At 35.0% G+C, this 20,104-nt stretch carries 18 protein-coding genes; 6 read left to right on the top strand and 12 right to left on the bottom strand.

Going from position 1 to position 20,104, the window contains the following annotated elements:
* The first annotated feature begins 112 nt into the window (after nt 1-112).
* Both B2Z27_RS13575 and B2Z27_RS13570 read left to right on the top strand, forming a co-directional pair.
* Nucleotides 113-691, top strand: coding sequence for a MarC family protein (locus tag B2Z27_RS13575; protein ID WP_058104411.1), 579 nt, complete (start codon nt 113-115; stop codon nt 689-691).
* Between the two features lie 38 nt (nt 692-729).
* Nucleotides 730-933 carry a hypothetical protein gene (locus tag B2Z27_RS13570; RefSeq protein ID WP_058104412.1) on the top strand — a complete coding sequence of 68 codons (204 nt, stop codon included), beginning with the start codon at nt 730-732 and terminating at the stop codon, nt 931-933.
* On the opposite strand, the gene B2Z27_RS13565 is transcribed toward B2Z27_RS13570, so the two are convergent.
* The 4 genes from B2Z27_RS13565 to B2Z27_RS13550 form a co-directional block, all read right to left on the bottom strand.
* Complete coding sequence (locus B2Z27_RS13565; protein WP_286814141.1) at nt 930-2,555, bottom strand: S41 family peptidase; 1,626 nt, start codon at nt 2,553-2,555, stop codon at nt 930-932. The genes B2Z27_RS13570 and B2Z27_RS13565 overlap by 4 nt on opposite strands.
* Nucleotides 2,556-2,569: 14 nt before the next feature.
* Complete coding sequence (locus B2Z27_RS13560) at nt 2,570-3,007, bottom strand: deoxycytidylate deaminase (protein WP_058104413.1); 438 nt, start codon at nt 3,005-3,007, stop codon at nt 2,570-2,572.
* Nucleotides 3,008-3,092: 85 nt separating this feature from the next.
* A complete protein-coding gene (locus B2Z27_RS13555; RefSeq protein WP_286814052.1) occupies nt 3,093-3,677 on the bottom strand; it encodes a HupE/UreJ family protein in 585 nt (194 codons plus the stop codon).
* A gap of 25 nt (nt 3,678-3,702) precedes the next feature.
* Nucleotides 3,703-4,443: a TerB family tellurite resistance protein gene (locus tag B2Z27_RS13550; protein WP_071340957.1), complete on the bottom strand. Its 741-nt coding sequence runs from the start codon at nt 4,441-4,443 to the stop codon at nt 3,703-3,705.
* A 130-nt stretch (nt 4,444-4,573) separates the two neighbouring features.
* On the opposite strand from B2Z27_RS13550, the gene B2Z27_RS13545 reads away from it, so the two are divergent.
* The 3 genes from B2Z27_RS13545 to B2Z27_RS13535 all read left to right on the top strand — a co-directional run bounded on the left by B2Z27_RS13545 (nt 4,574) and on the right by B2Z27_RS13535 (nt 6,477).
* A complete protein-coding gene (locus tag B2Z27_RS13545; RefSeq protein WP_058104416.1) occupies nt 4,574-4,984 on the top strand; it encodes a BrxA/BrxB family bacilliredoxin in 411 nt (136 codons plus the stop codon).
* Nucleotides 4,985-5,218: 234 nt separating this feature from the next.
* A complete protein-coding gene (locus B2Z27_RS13540) occupies nt 5,219-5,803 on the top strand; it encodes a lysophospholipid acyltransferase family protein (RefSeq protein WP_339633826.1) in 585 nt (194 codons plus the stop codon).
* Complete coding sequence (locus B2Z27_RS13535) at nt 5,800-6,477, top strand: HD domain-containing protein (RefSeq protein WP_058104418.1); 678 nt, start codon at nt 5,800-5,802, stop codon at nt 6,475-6,477. Before B2Z27_RS13540 ends, B2Z27_RS13535 begins: the two co-directional genes overlap by 4 nt.
* 83 nt (nt 6,478-6,560) lie before the next feature.
* Here B2Z27_RS13535 and B2Z27_RS13530 read toward each other — a convergent pair whose 3' ends face one another.
* The 5 genes from B2Z27_RS13530 to B2Z27_RS13510 form a co-directional block, all read right to left on the bottom strand.
* Nucleotides 6,561-7,994 carry a glycosyltransferase gene (locus B2Z27_RS13530; RefSeq protein ID WP_058104419.1) on the bottom strand — a complete coding sequence of 478 codons (1,434 nt, stop codon included), beginning with the start codon at nt 7,992-7,994 and terminating at the stop codon, nt 6,561-6,563.
* A gap of 316 nt (nt 7,995-8,310) precedes the next feature.
* Nucleotides 8,311-9,384: a PA0069 family radical SAM protein gene (locus B2Z27_RS13525; protein ID WP_286814050.1), complete on the bottom strand. Its 1,074-nt coding sequence runs from the start codon at nt 9,382-9,384 to the stop codon at nt 8,311-8,313.
* A 47-nt stretch (nt 9,385-9,431) separates the two neighbouring features.
* Nucleotides 9,432-10,985, bottom strand: coding sequence for a hypothetical protein (locus B2Z27_RS13520; RefSeq protein WP_286814049.1), 1,554 nt, complete (start codon nt 10,983-10,985; stop codon nt 9,432-9,434).
* A 17-nt stretch (nt 10,986-11,002) separates the two neighbouring features.
* Complete coding sequence (locus B2Z27_RS13515; RefSeq protein WP_286814048.1) at nt 11,003-11,785, bottom strand: enoyl-CoA hydratase/isomerase family protein; 783 nt, start codon at nt 11,783-11,785, stop codon at nt 11,003-11,005.
* 18 nt (nt 11,786-11,803) lie between these two features.
* The gene (locus B2Z27_RS13510) at nt 11,804-13,216 is read right to left on the bottom strand and encodes a sensor histidine kinase (RefSeq protein WP_058104423.1); all 1,413 of its coding nucleotides are present in this window, start codon (nt 13,214-13,216) and stop codon (nt 11,804-11,806) included.
* Between the two features lie 297 nt (nt 13,217-13,513).
* Here B2Z27_RS13510 and B2Z27_RS13505 point away from each other — a divergent pair, with 297 nt between their 5' ends.
* A complete protein-coding gene (locus B2Z27_RS13505; RefSeq protein WP_286814047.1) occupies nt 13,514-16,762 on the top strand; it encodes a sensor histidine kinase in 3,249 nt (1,082 codons plus the stop codon).
* Nucleotides 16,763-16,830: 68 nt separating this feature from the next.
* On the opposite strand, the gene B2Z27_RS13500 is transcribed toward B2Z27_RS13505, so the two are convergent.
* The 3 genes from B2Z27_RS13500 to B2Z27_RS13490 form a co-directional block, all read right to left on the bottom strand.
* Nucleotides 16,831-17,829: an alpha/beta fold hydrolase gene (locus B2Z27_RS13500; RefSeq protein ID WP_286814046.1), complete on the bottom strand. Its 999-nt coding sequence runs from the start codon at nt 17,827-17,829 to the stop codon at nt 16,831-16,833.
* A gap of 132 nt (nt 17,830-17,961) precedes the next feature.
* Entirely contained in the window at nt 17,962-19,314 is a 1,353-nt protein-coding gene (locus B2Z27_RS13495; protein WP_286814045.1) for a DUF3500 domain-containing protein, read from the bottom strand.
* Between the two features lie 215 nt (nt 19,315-19,529).
* Nucleotides 19,530-20,081 carry a CopD family protein gene (locus tag B2Z27_RS13490; protein WP_215996762.1) on the bottom strand — a complete coding sequence of 184 codons (552 nt, stop codon included), beginning with the start codon at nt 20,079-20,081 and terminating at the stop codon, nt 19,530-19,532.
* Between the last annotated feature and the right edge of the window lie 23 nt (nt 20,082-20,104).

Raw genomic sequence — 20,104 nt, 5'->3', positions numbered from 1 at the left:
TTAGTTTAAAGGCCGCAAGATACATATTTTAAAAAAGTCTTTGAGATGGATTATTTTAAGAATAAAGATCCAAATGCATACATAAAACGTAAATTTGCAAAAAATTTGAAAGATGGAATTTCATTTTAACTTAAGGGAGATTGCTACAGCTAGCATGGTTCTATTTGCCGTAATAGATATTTTAGGCAGTATACCCATTATCATAGGGTTACGTAAAAAGGTTGGGCACATACAATCTGAAAAAGCTTCTGTTGTAGCTGCCGTGATCATGGTAGCCTTTTTATTCCTTGGTGAGGAGATATTGAACTTGATCGGTATTGATGTAAATTCATTTGCCGTTGCGGGAGCTTTTATTATTTTCTTTTTGGCTATTGAGATGATTTTAGGCATTACCCTATACAAGGATGACGAACCAGAGAGTGCATCTGTTGTACCCATTGCCTTCCCATTAATTGCGGGTGCCGGTACATTGACCTCTTTACTTTCTTTAAGAGCTGAATATTATGTAGAAAATATAATCGTTGCCATTATCGTCAATATTATATTCGTGTTCATAGTATTGAAATCATCGGGCAAGATCGAAAAAATGCTAGGCAAAAATGGTGTTAATGTAATTAGAAAGGTTTTTGGGGTAATTCTTATGGCCATCGCCGTTAAATTATTCGCCGCTAACATTAATCAACTTTTCTAGACCGTTAGAAGGTTGTACTTTTATAAAAACAAGATTATATGAGCAAGACGTTATCCATAATATTCATAGTTATTGCAATTGCTTTAATTGCCTATAATGTCACATTGGTAAATTTTGCAGATCCTTTTGAAAAGAACAGTACCATTGCATTGATCGGTATTATGGCATCTTTATGTGCTATAGTACTACTTTTGGTATTTGTAACCAGCAAGAAGATTCAGGATAAGATGAACCAAGATTAGTTGTAGGTCTTAATTGCGCCAGACTCTTGCTGTTCAATACCACCACCATCTAACTCCAATACTTTCTGCAGCATTAAGTCCTCATCTGCCTTAATTTTGGCATGTATATTTGTATTGAACAGTTGTTCTGCAATATTAGCCTTTAAGAACAGTTTAATGCTATTCTCATGCTCATAGAAGTTCATTCTTAGGTTTCTATCTACCGAATACTCCACAAACTTTTCAAAAAGGATATCATCTACCCTAAAATCGTTCACGAAATCCTCTTGGGTATACTGGGCATACCGTTCACGATCTTCATCTAAATGTTCAAATACAAAAAATGAAATAAAGCCCAAATTATCCATACTATCCACTGCCTCTTCCTCATTTGAACCGATAGGCACAAAGACATCCGGTATTATTCCGCCACCGCCATAGACCACTTTTCCCTTAGGGGTTACAAATTTCAATGAATCCGCCACTTTTATGCTATCAACCGAAATCATTTCGCCACTATGGTATCTGTCGGTAAAACGTTGATAATAATCTTTAGTGCCATTTGCGTACGTTTTCTGAATACTTCTGCCCGTTGGGGTGTAATATCTAGAAACGGTCAGTCTAACTGCAGAACCATCGCCTAAAGCCATTTCTCGCTGTACCAAACCTTTACCAAAAGAACGACGACCAACAATGGTACCTATATCATTATCTTGTAACGCACCGGCAACAATTTCACTAGCCGAAGCAGATCTTTCGTTGATCAAAACATAAATAGGCTTATCTTCAAAACTACCTTCGTCAGTTGCGAAACTTTTACTGATTTTTCCCTTCTTATTTTTAGTAAACAAGATCAGTTTACCATCTTCCAAGAACTCGTCCGCCATTTCTTCTGCCATACCCAAATAACCGCCTGGATTATCCCTTAGATCAAGAACCAACTTGCGGGCACCACGTTTTTGTAATTTTCCTAAAGCATCTTTAAATTCTTTATAGGTAGACTCAGCAAAACGATTCACTTTAATATAGCCCATATCCTTTGTTAGCATGTAGAAGGCATCTACACTTTTTAAAGGCACTATACCACGTTTTACTTTAACGTTAAACGTTCTATTTTCAGACTTTCTAAAGACAGTAAGGTCAACCGAAGTACCTTCTTTACCTTTTAGCTTGTCCACAATAATTTCGCTAGGAAAATCATGACCGTAAAGCGTGTCTTCATCAGCCATTAAAATACGATCGCCAGGTAATATTCCCTTTGCATGGCTAGGACCATCCTTAACGGTTTTGATTACCGCTATGGTATCATGATAAGAGTAAAAATTAATGCCTATACCAACAAAATCACCTTTCATATTATCTGCTACGCTAGACATTTCCTTTCCTGAAATATAGACCGAATGGGGATCTAATTTTTCTAGGATACTATTCACTGTAACATCGACTATACTATCTGTATTTACATCGTCTACGTACTCGTAATCAATGTAATCTATAAGTCTGTTTAATTTATCTTTTTTAGAATTGGTAGAGAATAGTCTTTCGGGAGAATCATTAAAATTCAGTTTTCCCCCAATAAAAAACCCTAATGCAAGAGCAGAAGCGATAATTAAAGGAAAAAGAGCACTGTATTTTTTGTTCATCATTAGTGTTAACGTTAGTTTGTCACATTTATTTCTGGCATGTGTTCTATTTCAACCCCAGCTTTCTCTAAAAATTTTAATCCTGAATCATCTTTATAACCAACTTGATACACTACACGTTTAATGCCAGACTGATGAATTAGTTTACTACATTCTCTACAGGGAGATAAAGTGATGTATAAAGTAGCCCCTTGGCAAGATTGTGTTGAGCTGGCAACCTTAAGAATGGCATTGGCCTCTGCATGCAAAACATACCACTTGGTATACCCATCTTCATCTTCACAATAATTTTCAAAACCGGTAGGGGTACCGTTATAACCATCAGATATGATCATTCTATCCTTGACAATAATTGCACCTACCTGTTTTCTTTTACATGACGATAATTTTCCCCATTCCGTGGCCATTCTTAAATAGGCCCTATCGTATTTTAATTGTTTTTCTTTTTTCATGAACGGTGAGCTTTATAAAAGCGCATAACCCTAAGTTACCTGCTTTGAACAGTAACAACATTATGTTAGGCTAAACTTTAACAATCTAAAAAGGAAATGTTTCATATAACAACGGTAAGGTTATCAGTATCACAACAATACTGCCTACCAATATAAAAACACGCTGTTTAACATTCATTAGTGTTTGGACAACAAAAGCTAGGACCAATACCAACAAAACAATAACCACTTGAGATAATTCTATTCCACCAGCAAAACCCAGTAAAGGTGCAAGCTTATCTTCTTCACCCATAATCATCATCTTAAAGTAGTTGGAAAAGCCAAAACCATGAACCAGGCCAAAAAAACCTGTTGCCAACATATGAAACCAAATTGTTCTATTTTCTTTAAGCAACAATACATCTACTATATTGAACAACGCGGTTGCTAAAATGGTTACAGGTATTAAAAACTCTATCCAAGTAGCATCTACTACCATAATCTCATAAACCGAGAAAACCAAAGCTAAACAGTGGGTTATCGTAAAAACGGTTGCCAACCATAATACGTTTTTCCAGCTTTTAAACGTAAATGGTAGCGCCATCGCCGTCAAAAAAAGGATATGGTCATATGCATTGATATCCAATACATGTTGCAAACCTAATTTTATATAAAACCAAAATTCTTGCATTGCACTTTTATATTATCTGTTCAAACTAATTTAATCCGCGTTCCTTTTGTATAGTTTCGTAAGCCTCTTGTACTTGTTTAAATTTCTCTTCAGCACCTTTCTTAATAGCTTCATCTTGAGTATTGACCCTATCCGGATGGTATTTTTTTGCCATTTGCCTGTACGCCTTTTTCACCTCGGAATCAGTGGCAGTTTTAGGCACATCAAGAATTTTATAAGCATTGTTAGCAGATTTCACGAACATGGCTTTAATACTTTCAAACTCGTTCAATGATACTCTAAGGTAACCTGCAATTTCCCTAATTTTTTGAATTTCAGGATTACTAATGTTGCCATCTGATTGTGCTATACCAAATAAAAAATGTAATAATTGCAATCTAACCTCATAGCGGGTACGTTGTGCCAAAAATGTACACACGTTTTGTGCGGATATCTGTCCTTTTTTATTGATTTCATTGAATCTCCTAAAAATGGCATTTGCCTTATCCTTCCCATAAGTGCTCACAAAGTACTGACGTACATAGTCCATTTCTGATTGGCTTACTTGTCCGTCTGCCTTTATAACTATAGAACATAAAGACAACAAGTTCAATTCAAAATCTGCAGCCGTAACATTTGGTCTGGTATAATCTTCAAAAACGCTACGTGCACTGCCCTTACTAGACCCAAAAAAGTTATCTATTATACTGCCGGCAAAGAAGCCTAAAATTGCTCCAGATAACCCTCTAAAAGAAAAACCAATTACGGCCCCTAACCATTTAATCATTTTCGTATGCTCAATTTTGCCAAAGATAAAATATTACGAATAGAAAGTATGGCCAATGAAACGTTAAGGTATAAAGCAGTCCTACGACTAATTGATTATCTTTGTAACAATTAATTAAAAAATTAAGAATATGTACCCTGCGGAATTAGTTAAACCAATGAGAGATGATCTGGCCTCTGCCGGATTTGAAGAATTATATACTGCAGATGCAGTTACCGATGCCATTAACAAAGAAGGAACAACTTTAGTTGTTGTAAACTCTGTTTGTGGTTGCGCAGCTGCCAATGCAAGACCTGCGGCCAAAATGAGCTTGCAGAACAGTAAAAGACCTGATCATGCCGTAACGGTATTTGCCGGTGTTGATAAAGAAGCGGTTGATGCAGCAAGAAATCTAATGATCCCTTTTCCTCCATCATCGCCGTCAATGGCTTTGTTCAAAAATGGAGAATTGGTTCACATGATCGAACGTCACCATATTGAAGGTAGACCAGCTGAAATGATCGCTCAAAATTTAGCACAAGCTTATGATGAGTTTTGCTAAAACTACAGTCTTAGACTCTATTTAAGTAAAATAATAGTATTAAAAAACCGCTCTAATTGAGCGGTTTTTTATTTTTGTAAGATGCAGAAACTGCTTTCATATATAATAACCCCCTTTTTTTTCATAGCTTTTGGGCTATGTCTTCTTATTTTTCACCCCATTCAATGGTTTGGTTTTAAAGTTTTTGGGTACAATGGACTAAAGCCTGTTGTTAGCAAGCTGAATTTCTTTTTAATGCGAAGCACTAATATTTTAGGCACTACGTATAAATTCACCAACAAATACGATCTTCCTACAAACAGGCCTTTAATAATTGTAACCAATCACCAAAGTATGTATGACATACCCCCGTTGATTTGGTACATGCGCAAACACCACCCAAAGTTTGTGAGTAAAAAAGAATTGGGTAAAGGTATACCAAGCGTTTCCTTCAATCTTGTTCATGGTGGTTCTGTTCTTATAGATAGAAAGGATGGGAAATCCGCTATTATGGAGATAGGCAAACTTGGATCGTACATTGAAAAACATAATAGAAGTGCGGTAATTTTTCCTGAAGGTACCAGAAGTAGGGATGGGCACCCAAAACCGTTTAAACCTATGGGACTTAAAATGCTTCTTAAAAAAGCGCCTTCAGCTTTGATCGTTCCCATAAGCATCAATAATTCATGGAAGCTGGTAAGATTCGGTCAATTTCCTATGGGATTAGGTTCCAAGGTACGTTTAGAGGTACAACAACCCTTAGAGAACAAGGGTAATCTTGATGAACTAATAACACAAATTGAAGCATCCGTAGTAAGCGGTATAAACTCCTTTAAATGACCAACTCAGAAATCGTAGAAGAAACTATCATTTTCGTCAAAGAAACACTAAAAAATGCCGAGGGAGGTCATGATTGGTTCCATATTGAACGTGTTTTCAATAATACCATGCTTATTGCTAAAGAGGAAGACGTAAATTTATTGGTGGTAAGCCTTGGTGCCTTACTTCATGATATTGCAGACGCCAAATTTAATGATGGTGATGAATCTTTAGGACCAAAGATGGCGGAGAACTTTTTGTTAAGTCTAAAAGTTCCCAAAAGAACCATTAACCACGTCACCAATATCATTAAATATAGTTCTTTTAAGGCTGGTTTAAATGATGGTAAAATGAAGAAAAAACTATTTACGTCAAAAGAACTTCAGGTAGTACAAGATGCCGATCGCTTAGATGCTATTGGCGCCATAGGTATTGCAAGGGCCTTTAATTATGGTGGGTTTAAAAATAGAGCCCTTTATGACCCCAGTATACCTCCTAACTTGGAAATGAGTAAAGAGGAGTATAAAAAGTCAAAAGCGCCTACTCTAAATCACTTCTACGAAAAACTATTGTTACTTAAAGACAAAATGAACACCGCAACCGGAAAGCGATTGGCCCAGCAAAGACACCAATATATGATAGACTTTCTAGAACAATTTTACCAAGAGTGGAGTCCTCTTAAAAATTTAAGCTAGCCATTACCGAATCATATCTATATTTTAAGTCATAATAAAAGGGTCTCAATTGAAATTGAGACCCTTTATATTTTCTGTATTATTTATTTCTGCGGCAACTCTCTTGTTAACCAACCTCTTCTACTTGCCGTTGCAATAGCATAAGGGGTAATCCAGAACAGACCAAAAGTATATAGAACACTGTAAGAATATGCCCAGAAAGACTCTGAGAACGTATATCTTTTTGCGTAAAATATTACCGGGAATGTTGACAGTACCAAAATACTTAAGAACGTTGAGCTTAAGAACAACAACGGATGCGTGAAAACAAAAACTAACATGAACAGTACAAATGGGTAACACAATACAATTCTTGAGAACTGGCTGAAGAATAATAATCTGGTACCTGCTTTTGGTCCTTTTCTAAAGTTCGTAAATACATATTTAGACATTTGAATATTCTCACGAACATTACTTCTACCCCATCTAATGAACATCTTATACAGACCCTTGTATTTTTCAGGAACATTGGTATAAGCAAAAGCATTTCTTTGAAACAATACGTGAAAACCTTGCTTTAAAATCATATTGGTCATAGCTCTATCTTCACCAATATCAGAAGGCTGCCCCATAAAGGTTTGGTTGATCCACTCATCTAAGCAACCAAATACCGCAGTAGCTCTATAAGCTGCCAAAGCTCCTGGAGTACATAAAACTGAATTTAAAGTACTTTCAGAAGAACGTACAAACTCAAAACTAAGTGCAAAACTTACATCTAACATTTTAGGTAAAATTTCCTTCTTGTTATTTAAAACACGAATATTACCTGCAACCGCACCACAGTTTTCATCAACAATGAACGGACTAACTAAATTTCTTAAAGTATCTGGATCAACTATAGAGTCACTGTCCACAGTAACGAAAATTTCACCTGTACCTTCATTAAAGCCTCTGTAAAGTGCATGACGTTTACCCATATTCTTAGGCTGCTGACAAATTGAAACCCTGTCACCTAATTCTTTTTTTGCCTCTTGCATCCAGTTCCAAGTGTCATCTTTACTACCATCATCAATTGCCAATAATTGCACTTTATGCTCTGGGTAGTCACTATCTGCCAAACTTTTTAAGGTGGCCCAAACTTGTTTTCCTTCATTATAAGCCGGTACAATAACGGTCACCGTAGGCAGTTCATCATCTGAAACTGAAGGTATAGCCTTGTACTTTAAAAAACGGACAAACGTATAGATGAAAAAACTTAACTTGAATACAAAGAAGGCCGCAGCAACGATCATAAAAATAAATCCTATTAAGCTACTTCTGCGTTCTAAATGTAAGTCTGAAAAATCGCTCTGTAATATATAAGCCAAATAAGCAGATCCAAACATTAATACAAATGTGCTGCCCATTACAAAAACACCCCATGCATTGGCATTTTCTATTTGGTTGGCAATTTTGGAAAAGAAAGACTTCTTAGTTTTCTTTTCGGTTTTGTTGTTTACGGTTTTCATATTTTTTATGGTAGTGTTCTTGGTTTTCATAAATGGTTCTAGTATTTATTTCATTCTCCCTATCTACGCTTAGAATCATCTTTTAGATCTTATTTTAACAAAAGTTTTTAAAGATTTTTTTTACCCTAAACTTTACCACGATTTTTTTACTTAGTACACTAATTTAAAACCATAAATTTTTGACTTAATAACAATATTTTACTCATTTTCATGCGGTTATACCATTTATTTGGGAAATATCTATTTCGAATAAAATAGAAACATTTCAGCCCAATGGATGCAAAAAACACTACCATTTTTATCTAATTATATTTTCCTTGGGATTTTCAACAATTGCAGAAAAATTTTAAAATAATTTCAATTGACCCTCTTTATATGATGCGTGCAAATCAGTATTTAATTTTGGGAAAGTGCTGTTTTTAAAATAGGTTCGTTTTGCCAAACTTACCATATCATGAATTTGAGTAGCAATTTTACCTTCTCCTTTACTTCGGATACCAAATCTGCTATCATTTAAACTTCCTCCATGACACTCCTCAATTTGGTGCAAAACCTTGTCTGCTTTATTTGGAAGTGTTTTACGAATCCAATCGGTAAAAATATGACCAATGGCTCCATTTAATCTAACCACGGTAAAAGCCATTGACAATGCCCCATGGTGCGCAACTGTCTTAGCTAAATTTAAAATTTCATGACTATTGATGCCAGGTATGATCGGAGCCAACATAGCATTTACCGGAATGCCATTGTCAGATAAAACTTTAATAGCCTCTAACCTCTTTTTAATGGTGGTAGTCCTTGGTTCTAATATCCTTCTGGTTTCTTCAGATAAAGAGGTAACCGATATGTTTACACCAATTAAACCATGCTCGTTTAATTTCCTTAGAATATCCAAATCGCGCAAAATCAACGCATTTTTAGTAATGATTCCCACTGGATGCTTGTATTTCAAGAAAATCTCTAAGCATTTACGGGTTAATTGAAACTCTTGTTCAGCAGGTTGGTAGCAATCTGTATTTCCTGAAAGCACAATGGTACATGCTTTCCAACTTTTACTTTTTAATTTCTCTTCTAACAATTTTGGCGCATTATGCTTTACCAAAATCTTACGTTCAAAATCCAAACCTGCACTATAACCCCAAAATTCATGTGCATTTCTGGCGTAACAGTAAATACAACCATGCTCACAACCTTGGTACATGTTCATAGAATAGCTCATACCCACATCTGGGCTAGTTACCTTATTCACTATTGTTTTTGGGTAAACTGGTATGTATTGGGTCTTATTGTTATCGGCAATTTCACCTTCAAGACGGCAAAATTCAAGAAAATCGTCCCTAGTTTCGTAGTTGTATGCTGAAAACTTATTAAAGCTATTCTTTTGGGCGCCTCTACCTTTTATAGAAAAGTCTGATTTCATTAATTAGGATTTAATCCAAAATTATGGATTAAATCCTAATTACAATTTTATTTAACACCTACTTGAACCAGTTGCTTTTTTGTTCCCCTTTTGGCGTAGAACATTAATTCATCTTTTTGACGATCAATATATGGTGCAGACACCATTAATGGCAAACGTGCTTCAGTATCATCAATAACCTTATTATACTTCATATGTCCGTTTTCATCCAAACGAATTAAAAATACATTTCTATTTCTGCTCAACCCTTGCTTAAACATAATACGGTCATCACTCAATTGCTGTGGATTTTCAGCTGATGTGCTTATAAAGAAATAGGTGTTATTATTCTTAGTGTAGGCACTGTAAGAAGCATATGCACCATCACCTTGCGTCACTTCTGTTTTGTTTATATTTCTTGCCCAGACCAAGTCACCAGTGGCGCTAAGTTTTGCACTAATAATATCGTTATGATGATACCTAGTAACCATTACCCTACCACCGCTTGAATTTGATTGTACGCTGTTACTGGTAAAGTATTCTTCTGCGTTGAACAGGATATTACCTTCAGATGTGATATCCATCCCTTTAAACACCAAGTTTTTAATAGCTTTATCATCTTCCCTTCCAAATTTATCCAACATAAACTGTTCAGAGAAGGCATTGAATTTTTCTGTCTTTAAAGTAAGCGACATAGGGTCTAAATTAAAATAGGAAATGCCGTTATACCTATTATCCTTTCTATCCGCATAAAATCCTATACACAGTAATTCACCTCCTTTAAATATAGGTTTTAATGCCTCTGGAAATTTCCTTGGGGTATAAAAAGACTGTAAACTTCTTCCGCTGCTGGAAACCCTTACCATTTCATACTGAAATTTACGTTCGGTAGCGTTAAAGCGTTTCTTCTTAAAGTATGCCTTACCTACCAAATACACATTTTGCATATCTTTTGAAAAAACTACGTTTTCAAAAGCGTAATTTTTTTCCTCTACCTCATCAGAGAAATCATGCTCAAAAAGCTTATTCAAATTGGCATTAAAGGCATAGATGGTATGCTGGTCAACTTTTCTCTTTTTATAATGCGTAGTTATTGCAAATGCCGATTTATCATCATTAAATAAAATGGAAGTTGTAAAACCCGATGAAAAATTTCGGTTATAGAAATTTCTATCTAAAGGTTGCTCTACAGGTTCAGAAGCAATGGATAAAATGGTCTCTTTCGTAAATTGAAATTGGGAAAAAGGACTCCTATGTACTTCGTATTGGTAGCTTCTGTTATTATAATTATACTCTAAAAATAATAGATAAACCTGTCCATTACGAACATATGCATCTATAAAATTAGCACCCTTAAGCTTATAATTATACTCAGAAACCAATTCCAGATCTTTATTGTAATGTTCAATAAAATAACCTTTGGGCTTTAAAACTATACCGGTATAATATGCTCGTACCACAACGGTACCTTCATTGCCGTCATCAGCAATTGCCAGCATATTGGAATATCTGTACTTGTCATGAAATTTTTCCCCAATGGTATAGGTCACCAATTCTTCTTGTGCTAAAGAAGCCAATACATTGGTAATGAACAAAAATAAGAATACGCTACGTTTTAACATAACCAGTTTGGTTTATGTCATGAACCCGGAAACTCAGCTTTTCTTTTTTCCAAAAATGCAGTAGTACCTTCGGTAAAATCATCTGTTCCAAAACAGTCACCAAAAGCCTCAATTTCCTGCTCATAACCATTTACAGTATTCTTAAAACCAGCATTTACCGCTTTTATTGCATGAGCAATGGCTACAGAGGAATTATTGATGATCTTTGCTATTATCTTATGGCATAGCGGTAATAGTTCTTCTTGTGTAGTTATATGGTTTACAAGCCCGTAAGCTTTAGCTTGATCGGCAGAGATCATGCCCGCGGTCATGATCATTTCCATTGCCCTACCTTTACCCACCAATTGAGGCAAACGTTGCGTACCACCGTACCCAGGTATTAATCCTAAAGAAACCTCTGGCAGTCCCATTTTGGCATTATCACTGGCCACTCTAAAATGGCAAGCCATTGCAAGCTCTAATCCGCCACCTAGAGCAAAACCGTTGACCGCAGCAATCACAGGTGTAGATAAGCCTTCAACAAAATCAAATAATTGTTTTTGACCTTTGGCCGCCAATTTTTTTCCTTCTTTAACATCGAAATCTGCAAATTCAGAAATATCAGCACCCGCTACAAATGCTTTTTCACCGCTACCGGTCAAAATTATGGCTTTGACATCCTTATCTTTTTGCAAATCTTTGAAAGCATCATGTAACTCCCCAATAGTCTCCTTATTTAAAGCATTCAATTTTTTAGGGCGATTAATAGTTACAATTGCCGTTGTTGCTTCTTTTTCAATTAATATTGTTTCGTATGCCATTGTTATTAAGTTGTTGAATTATACATTTTCTTTAGGGAACTTTACACAGAACACCGTACCCTTACCTAATTGCGAAGTAAACTTAATGGTGCCTTTATACGTTTCCACTATATTTTTAACCATGCCAAGACCTAGGCCCATACCACTGGTTTTAGTAGTAAATTTTGGTTCAAATATTTTGTCTTCATTATCTTTCTCTATACCATGACCATTATCTGCCACGGATAATTTTACCATATTACCCTCAGATGCTACCGTTACCAATACTCTTGGAGATTCTACATCTGGCACTGCCTGTATAGCATTTTTCACCAAATTAGTAACCACTCTAATAAGTTGGGTACGATCCAATTTCGCAATAATTTCCTCTTCATCCGCAATAAAATGAATATAGTCTTCATTAAATATATCCAAAGCTAATTTCACGATTTTAACCACATTCAATGTCTCATTTTGCTGTGCAGGCATTTCTGCAAAATTTGAGAATGCAGATGCTATACTGCTCATGGTATCTATTTGCTGAATTAAAGTATTGGAGTATTCTTTTACTTTTTGATGTATGTCTGGATCATTGGGATCAAACTTTCGTTCAAAACTCTGCACGCTCAGTCGCATAGGCGTAAGTGGGTTCTTAATTTCATGTGCCACTTGCTTAGCCATTTCTCGCCATGCCTGTTCACGTTCGCTACGAGCCAATTTAACCGCACTTTGACCCAATTCATCAATCATTCCATTATATGCAGAAATCAGTTTTTCTATTTCTTCACCCGGATTATCCAAGTAAATTTTCTTGTTCTGTTTACTTAGCTCGGTTTTTCCCATCATGGTTGAAATGGTCTCCAGTGAGCGGGTTATATATTTCGAAATAAAAAAAGCAAAAGATATTGCCATTAGTAGCATTAGCAGATAAACCCCAGATAAACGAAACAAAAATTCTTTCAATTCATAATCGTTAAACGAGTTATCTTCAAAGTAGGGCAAGTTTAAAATACCAATTGGTTTGAACTTTTGATCCGCTATATAGGTGAATGAAGCTTGATACTTATCTCCCGCCAAGGCATTTTCCATGACATAACGCTTATTGGGACTTATCTCTAGCTTATTAAGTACCTCAGCATCTAGGCACATAGAAATAGAATCATTGGCAAACTTAGGTCTAGAACTCTTAATTAGCTCGCCTTCCAAACTATAGATATTAAAGTTCATGTTTTGAACAACGGCAATCTCATAGATTTCATTTTTAAAGATTAAATCTAGATTCTCCGTGGTAACCGGATACGTTGTTTTCTGAATGGCAAGGTCTATACTTTGACGTATTTGTTCCTCTTTACGCTCCATTCTATTTTCATGATAATCCTTTGATTGTTCGCGATATTGATACACAGTAACACCCGCAATCAACACCGATGCAATCAGCACCAAAAAAATCATGGATAAGAAAATGCGCGACCGTAAAGATACTCTTGTTAACAAGCTTTCATTATTTCGTTTAAAGTTAGCAAATATCGCACCAAAATGCACTAATTGCATTGTTGAACCTGCTTTCATAAGATAAAAGCATTTATTTAAGAGCAGCTATCTTATTGCATACAAAGTCATTTAAACAAAAACTACATCGCCTCTACTCAAATTAACAAATAAGAACACACAAAATACATTTTGTTAATTTTGAAAGTAATTTCTTATATTTAATTACGTTAACTCTTAGTATACCTATAAAGGTCCTATATGATTTTCAATACTTTTTCTAAAAATCTTGCCTTTATATTATTGGTTCTATCCTCTTTGAATGCGTATATCCAAAATTTAGAACCCCTAAAATTTCATCATATTCAAGACGGCATGTCACAAAGTTCTTCTACTGTGCTATTAGAAGACAAGTATGGTTTTATCTGGGTAGGTACGCGTAACGGATTAAACAAATACGATGGTAAAGATTTTGAAATTTTCACAAAGAGCTCAGATGGCAAAACAGGGCTTAGTCATGAATATATAGTTGAGCTTTACGAAGACGATGAAAATTTATTGATAGGTACCAACCAAGGATTAAACGTATTCAACCGCAGTTTAAATATCGTAGCTCCTTTTCCTTTTAAAAATGAAGGTCTACAAATTAAAGACCACAGTTTTCAATCTGTTAAAAGAATAAATGGAAGTTTATGGCTAGGCACAGAATCTTCTGGTGTTTATAAATACGATGAAAATACCGGAAACCTCAAGCATTTGCCGGTAAATAATAACTTGGATATTGCGAACCCAAGAATAAACAGAATTATCAAAATTGCGCAATTGGATGATAATAGAGTGCTCATTATTTCTTCATACAATATCATTGTCACCAATAACGATTTAGAAATTCTAAACGAGGTTCAAGAAATAGAGAACATAATTTCTACCATTGTCCTAGACGACAATACGTTATTACTTGGAACAAATAATGGTTCACTAATTCGCCTAAAAGTTAGTCTTACATCTAAAATTGAAAAGGAAAAAAAACCGGTTAGTCCTGGATTTGGCATTCGTTCACTAGCTAAAAATTTAAATAACGACTTTTGGATAGGCACTGAAAACAATGGGCTATATATATATTCTAACGAGCTTGAGTTTAAAAGACATTTAGAGTATAATGTTTCTAAACCCAGCTCAATTTCCGGAAATTCAATTTGGTCGCTATTATGCACCCGAAATGGCGTTATGTGGGTAGCACCCTATAAAAGTGGTCTTAATTTTTATGATCCTGAGTATTTTAAGTTCAAACATATCAATACAGATCCGTTTAACTCCAAATCGTTAAGCAACAAATTGGTCAATTGTTTTATTGAAGACCCTAAAGGCAATCTATGGATCGGTACAGATGGTGGAGGACTCAACTATTGGAAAAGGACCACCGATTCCTTTGAACATTATTCATTAAAGAACAAAACCTTGAATTCTGATGTTGTGCTATCCATATTACAAAATAAAGAGGATGAAATATGGCTTGGCACTTGGACCAATGGAATTACCATATTCAATACCAAAACCAAGAAATTCAAGGAACTCAATACGGAAAACTCGTTTTTAAACTCGAACATTATAGTCGATTTTTTAAAAGATAAAAGAGGGCGCATTTGGATCATAAACTATTTTGCGGGAGTTCAGGTATTTGACGCTGAAACCAACACTCATGAAAACATTAAACTAATATCGGATATAGATGGTGCTGAAGTAAAATCAATTTATAAAATCTTTGAAGACAAGCAAGGTCATATATGGATTGGAACTTTAAATTCTGGACTGTTTAAATTAACCAAAGACGAAAATCACTGGATAAGCAAACATTATAGTACAAGCAATTCTTTGAGTAATAATTTTGTCAATACCATTATTCAAGATAGCGAAGGCACTATATGGGTAGGTACCCAAGGTGGCTTGAACAAATATAATTCTGAAAGCGACTCGTTTAAACCAATAACTGAAGTAGATGGTCTTAGAAACGATGCTATTAAGGGTATTATTGATGACACGTATAACCACTTATGGTTAAGTACAGAAAACGGAGTTACGAGATATGACACTTGCTCCGGCAATTTTTTAAATTATGATGTTGATGAAGGTCTACAAGCCAAAGAATTTATTGCTAGTTCTACGTTAACCACAAGTAAGGGGGAATATGTATTTGGTGGCATAAACGGATTTAACATTTTCACAGCCAAAGATGTTGAAAAGCGAAAAGATACCCTTACTCTTTTTGTATCAGGATTAAAGATTTTTAATAAACCTGTTCTGCCCAATGATGAGTTTGGAGTATTGAAAAAAAATGTGAGTCAAGTAGATACGTTGATTTTTAGTTATGACCAATCTGTTATTAATATTGACTTTAAGGCACTCACTTTTAGACATCCAGAAAGTGTCAATTATGCTTTCTATTTGGAAGGATTTGAAAAAGAATGGAATTATGTAGGTAACAAACCTACCGCAACCTATACCAATCTAAACCCTGGTAATTACACATTAAAAATAAAATCTACCAATTCAGATGGTATTTGGACAGCTAATGAAATAAGCAAAACCCTTATAATAACTCCTCCATATTGGCAAACTTGGTGGTTTAAACTACTGATGGTTTTCTTATTGCTAATGTTATTCTATGTTGCACATTATATTAAATTAAGAACCATCAAAAAAAACCAACGAAGGTTAGAATTAAAAGTAGCCGAGCGAACTAATGAATTACAATGCCAAAAAAATAAGCTTGTAAAAGCTGCAGACCATTTAGAAACAATGAATCAAGAAATACAGCGATTTACTTTCGCAGTATCCCATGATTTAAAGAGTCCGTTGAGCAATATTAAAGGGCTTGCAAGTCTCATACCTTCCGAGATGCCCATTGAAGAACATCCACTTGTAGAAGAGTATTTAAACTTAATAGATACTTCTTGCAATAACATGAACGAGTTGATTTCCGATATTACTGAAATTGCCAGGTTAGGAAAAATAGAAAATAGGAACGAGTTACTGAAAACCAATGAAATTTTAAATTTATCAAGAGATCTTATTAAAAGTAAACTTGGCAAGAAAAACATAAACCTTACTATAGCTAATGATTTACCGCCCATTTATGGGGATCGTAATAGAATTATTCAAGTCTTTGGTAACTTTTTAGATAACGCGGTCAAATATATGGGAGATCAATCAAATCCTAAAATAACCGTGGATTATGAAGAGCATGATGAAACCAATAGTTTTCTAGTGCACGACAACGGTTCAGGTCTAAGCAAAACTGATTTAAAAAAATTGTTTACTCCTTTTGAGCGTTTTCACCAAAATGTAGAAGGTACGGGTCTTGGTCTTTATATGATCAAAAAAATAGCCATATCACATGGGGGCTCCATTACCGCAGAGTCAAAAGGAAAAGGAAAAGGAACCACATTTAAGCTCATACTACCAAAAGCAAAAATTGCTGCAAAACAAGCCAAAAAGAATCTTACTTCTTAAGGTGAAGAAACTAATCATCAACACGTGTATTAATTTACCTTCAATTGGTAATGAACAAAAGTAAACCGTTATTCTTTCATGAACTTGATCAACGGATCAATAAAACTTTCAAACTTCTCAATATGTGGTAAGTGACCAATATTTTCGATTTCAACTAATTGAGCGTTTTTAATTTTCTGTTTTGTTGTTTTTCCCAACGTATCATATAAACCCATAGTTTTTCTTACTTCTTCAGAAACCAATGGTTTGCCAAGTGCCGTACGATCTCTTGTTCCAATTATCAAAAGCGTAGGAACTTTAATCTTTTCAAATTCATACACTACAGGTTGAGTAAAAATCATGTCATAAGTAAGAGCGGCATTCCACGCAATTCTTTTATAATCAGAATTTAAAGTCCACCCGGCTAATAAATTAACCCATTGATCGTAATCTTCTTTCCACTTATTATCATAATAATTTACCAATTGGTAATTTTTAATGCCTTCATAGCTTTTTTTAAGCTCATTGGCATACCACCAGTCAACTGGTTTATAAGGTACTTTTAATTTCCAATCTTCAAGTCCTATAGGGTTTTCCAAAACTAATTTCTCTGTTGTTTCCGGGTACATTAATGCAAATCTAGTTGCTAGCATACCACCCATAGAATGTCCTAAAATTACCGTTTTATCTATGTTTAAGGTATCTAATAACTCTTTTGTATTACGTGCCAATTGTTGAAAAGTATAATGAAAATGTAGAGGTTTAGTAGACTTTCCAAAACCTATTTGATCAGGTACTATAACTCGGTACCCTTCTTTTGTCAATGCCTTTATGGTTGTCTCCCAATACGCTCCATTAAAATTCTTGCCATGTAAAAGGACAATGTTTTTTCCGTTATACTGACTAGGTTTTACATCCATATAGGACATTTGTAAATCTTGACCTTGAACCTTTAAGTTTAAAACCGAAACTTCATAAGGATATTCATAATTAGATAGTTCAATATCTAGCCATTTTAAGTTGTCTGCTTGTGCTTTAGAGAACTGTACAAAGAGAATCACAAACCCTACTACCATTAAATTTCTCATATCATCAATTTTTATCATTATAAATATTTCAAATCATTATTTAACGTCACCTTCAAACAAAAAGCGGAAAAGAGCAAAATTAAATATTTGCAAACTTCTCCGCGATTTTATCAAAAATGAAAATGTTATTTTTTAGCCTTCATGCGAATGTGTATGTCCATCATGGGTATGAGTTGTTACTTTTGCTTTGGCAGCTAGTTGATAATCAAATTTAAATTTACTTGATTTATGATGGTCTGCCAATGCGTAATGCTCTAAAAGTGTTTTTGGTCCATCTTGGTTGATCAAATAAGCAAAAATCCCATAATCACCTCCATTATCCGTAGATGGGTTATTGGGTATACGAGTAATGGTATGTACGTGATTATAATCCGCAATGGTATTGGCATTAGCTCCTGTAGAACCTTCCGTATTAAACTCAGCCCATAAATAGGGATTGTAGATTCGATAGTAGAACTGAGAAGTTGCAGTTGGTGAAGTACCAGAATCATTTATCCAAACAAAATATGTGTCGTCAATATTTTCTATAATATCTGTCCACCAGACATCGGCAAAATTATCTGTTAAATTATATACGTATTCTTGCATCACCAAGATAAGATTTGCCTGTGCCGTTGCAGACATATCTGAATATTTTAATCCTGTAGCAAAACCAGAATAATCATAAGTTCCTATATACGGATCAGGATCACCATTCATATCTGCAGGACCCACCTCTAACGAATGTGAAGAAGATGTTGAAGATGCAGATGCAAGTTCTGAAGTATCTAGGCTATTATAAAGGTTGAGAGCTAAATCCCTTTCATCGGAAAAAATATCAAATTCTATACCATTCCATGTATCTGCCGCGGGTTCGCCTCCTAAAAATGCCGGTATTATTGAGACATTATCACCATGCACTAAAAAGTTTATAGCACAATGGTGCCCATCTAACTGAAAACCCCATGAACCACTTGTTTCAGGATCACCGAACATATCTATAGAATAAAAATCCGGATCCCAAACGGTACTTTGAACATCATGTAACCAGCCTTCTGAAAGCTCCGTGATCTCATACACTTTTTGATACCCTCCTGCACTTAAAAACAATTGTAGAATATCTTTAAATGCAACTAATTGATCGTCTGATAAATCGCCATATGTAATACCGTCTCTGTTATCATTATTTGCAGGAGTATTGTGCCAAAGATAAAAACGCTCATCATCTAAGCATACAGAGACCTCTTCCAATAGTGTATTAGTAAGAGAGTTTCTAAAATCTACCACCGCTTGTCGCATGGTCTCTATTTCAGTATTAGCTGACTGTTCCGCATCAGATGTGGAGCATTCCAAGGTAAAGCTATCGCCATCTTCGGCAATGTCATCATCTGTTGTTTCATACGTGGTATCACTTGTTGTAGAGTCTTTATCTGAACAACTTGTCAATAATAGTGTTACAAGAAATAACATGGGTAGTCCCGTCAAAATTAAATTTGTTTTTTTCATGGTTTCCATTTAACCACAAAGATGAATAATAGTTTTCCGTATAATGTAGACTTTCAGTGAAAGGTAGTAAGTTTTCAGTGAATAGAGCACACCAATAAGGATTAGTCGAATTTAACAGGAACTCTTGGATACGAAATAAAAAAATTAGCGTATAACCAACTTGTTATTTTCAGAATTAGCTGTATATCCTTACCAATTCTTCTAGATGTCGTCCACTAAGCTTCAGGATTCTTACTTCTAATTCTTTTGTACAGTCGTATACCTAACATTAAAAGGATACCTAAAACGATAATACCTATTACTCCGAAAATCCAATTAAAAGAACTCTTTAAAATCACCAAGAATACAATGGCGAACAAAATCAACGTAGCACCTTCATTCCATATTCGCATGAATTTAGAAGTATACTGAATATCATCGCGTTGAAACTTCTTGAAAATTTGATGGTTTTTTAAGTGATATAAAATCAATAGGACCACGAAGCCTAGTTTAACATGCATCCAAGGTTGTGATAACCATCCTGGATAAATGACAAGCAACCAAATAGCAAAGAACACTGCCAATACCGCCGATGGCCATGTAATAATATACCATAAGCGTTTGGTCATCAACTTCAACTGTTTGGAAAGAATCTCTTTTTCAGGTGATGGTTTAGCATTCGCCTCAATGTGGTAAATGAATAACCTAGGTATATAAAAAAGCCCTGCAAACCATGTAATTACAAAGATGAGATGCAAGGACTTTATGTAATTGTAATATTCTGACATAGGATTATAAAAACAAACTCAAG

It is taken from the genome of Maribacter sp. UBA3344 (assembly GCF_002362375.1).
GTDB lineage: Bacteria > Bacteroidota > Bacteroidia > Flavobacteriales > Flavobacteriaceae > Maribacter > Maribacter dokdonensis.
Note: the sequence above shows the minus strand (reverse complement) of the source record. Positions and strands in the feature narration are given on the sequence as shown.

What these genes read in the sequence shown, in the direction of transcription:
- B2Z27_RS13510 (WP_058104423.1), bottom strand. Translation starts at nt 13,216, where the DNA reads ATGATTTTTTTGGTGCTGATTGCATCGGTGTTGATTGCGGGTGTTACT.
- B2Z27_RS13505 (WP_286814047.1), top strand. Translation starts at nt 13,514, where the DNA reads ATGATTTTCAATACTTTTTCTAAAAATCTTGCCTTTATATTATTGGTT.
- B2Z27_RS13535 (WP_058104418.1), top strand. Translation starts at nt 5,800, where the DNA reads ATGACCAACTCAGAAATCGTAGAAGAAACTATCATTTTCGTCAAAGAA.
- B2Z27_RS13525 (WP_286814050.1), bottom strand. Translation starts at nt 9,384, where the DNA reads ATGAAATCAGACTTTTCTATAAAAGGTAGAGGCGCCCAAAAGAATAGC.
- B2Z27_RS13560 (WP_058104413.1), bottom strand. Translation starts at nt 3,007, where the DNA reads ATGAAAAAAGAAAAACAATTAAAATACGATAGGGCCTATTTAAGAATG.
- B2Z27_RS13490 (WP_215996762.1), bottom strand. Translation starts at nt 20,081, where the DNA reads ATGTCAGAATATTACAATTACATAAAGTCCTTGCATCTCATCTTTGTA.
- B2Z27_RS13550 (WP_071340957.1), bottom strand. Translation starts at nt 4,443, where the DNA reads ATGATTAAATGGTTAGGGGCCGTAATTGGTTTTTCTTTTAGAGGGTTA.
- B2Z27_RS13545 (WP_058104416.1), top strand. Translation starts at nt 4,574, where the DNA reads ATGTACCCTGCGGAATTAGTTAAACCAATGAGAGATGATCTGGCCTCT.
- B2Z27_RS13515 (WP_286814048.1), bottom strand. Translation starts at nt 11,785, where the DNA reads ATGGCATACGAAACAATATTAATTGAAAAAGAAGCAACAACGGCAATT.
- B2Z27_RS13570 (WP_058104412.1), top strand. Translation starts at nt 730, where the DNA reads ATGAGCAAGACGTTATCCATAATATTCATAGTTATTGCAATTGCTTTA.
- B2Z27_RS13530 (WP_058104419.1), bottom strand. Translation starts at nt 7,994, where the DNA reads ATGAAAACCAAGAACACTACCATAAAAAATATGAAAACCGTAAACAAC.
- B2Z27_RS13575 (WP_058104411.1), top strand. Translation starts at nt 113, where the DNA reads ATGGAATTTCATTTTAACTTAAGGGAGATTGCTACAGCTAGCATGGTT.
- B2Z27_RS13540 (WP_339633826.1), top strand. Translation starts at nt 5,219, where the DNA reads ATGCGAAGCACTAATATTTTAGGCACTACGTATAAATTCACCAACAAA.
- B2Z27_RS13555 (WP_286814052.1), bottom strand. Translation starts at nt 3,677, where the DNA reads ATGCAAGAATTTTGGTTTTATATAAAATTAGGTTTGCAACATGTATTG.
- B2Z27_RS13500 (WP_286814046.1), bottom strand. Translation starts at nt 17,829, where the DNA reads ATGAGAAATTTAATGGTAGTAGGGTTTGTGATTCTCTTTGTACAGTTC.
- B2Z27_RS13520 (WP_286814049.1), bottom strand. Translation starts at nt 10,985, where the DNA reads ATGTTAAAACGTAGCGTATTCTTATTTTTGTTCATTACCAATGTATTG.
- B2Z27_RS13565 (WP_286814141.1), bottom strand. Translation starts at nt 2,555, where the DNA reads ATGAACAAAAAATACAGTGCTCTTTTTCCTTTAATTATCGCTTCTGCT.
- B2Z27_RS13495 (WP_286814045.1), bottom strand. Translation starts at nt 19,314, where the DNA reads ATGAAAAAAACAAATTTAATTTTGACGGGACTACCCATGTTATTTCTT.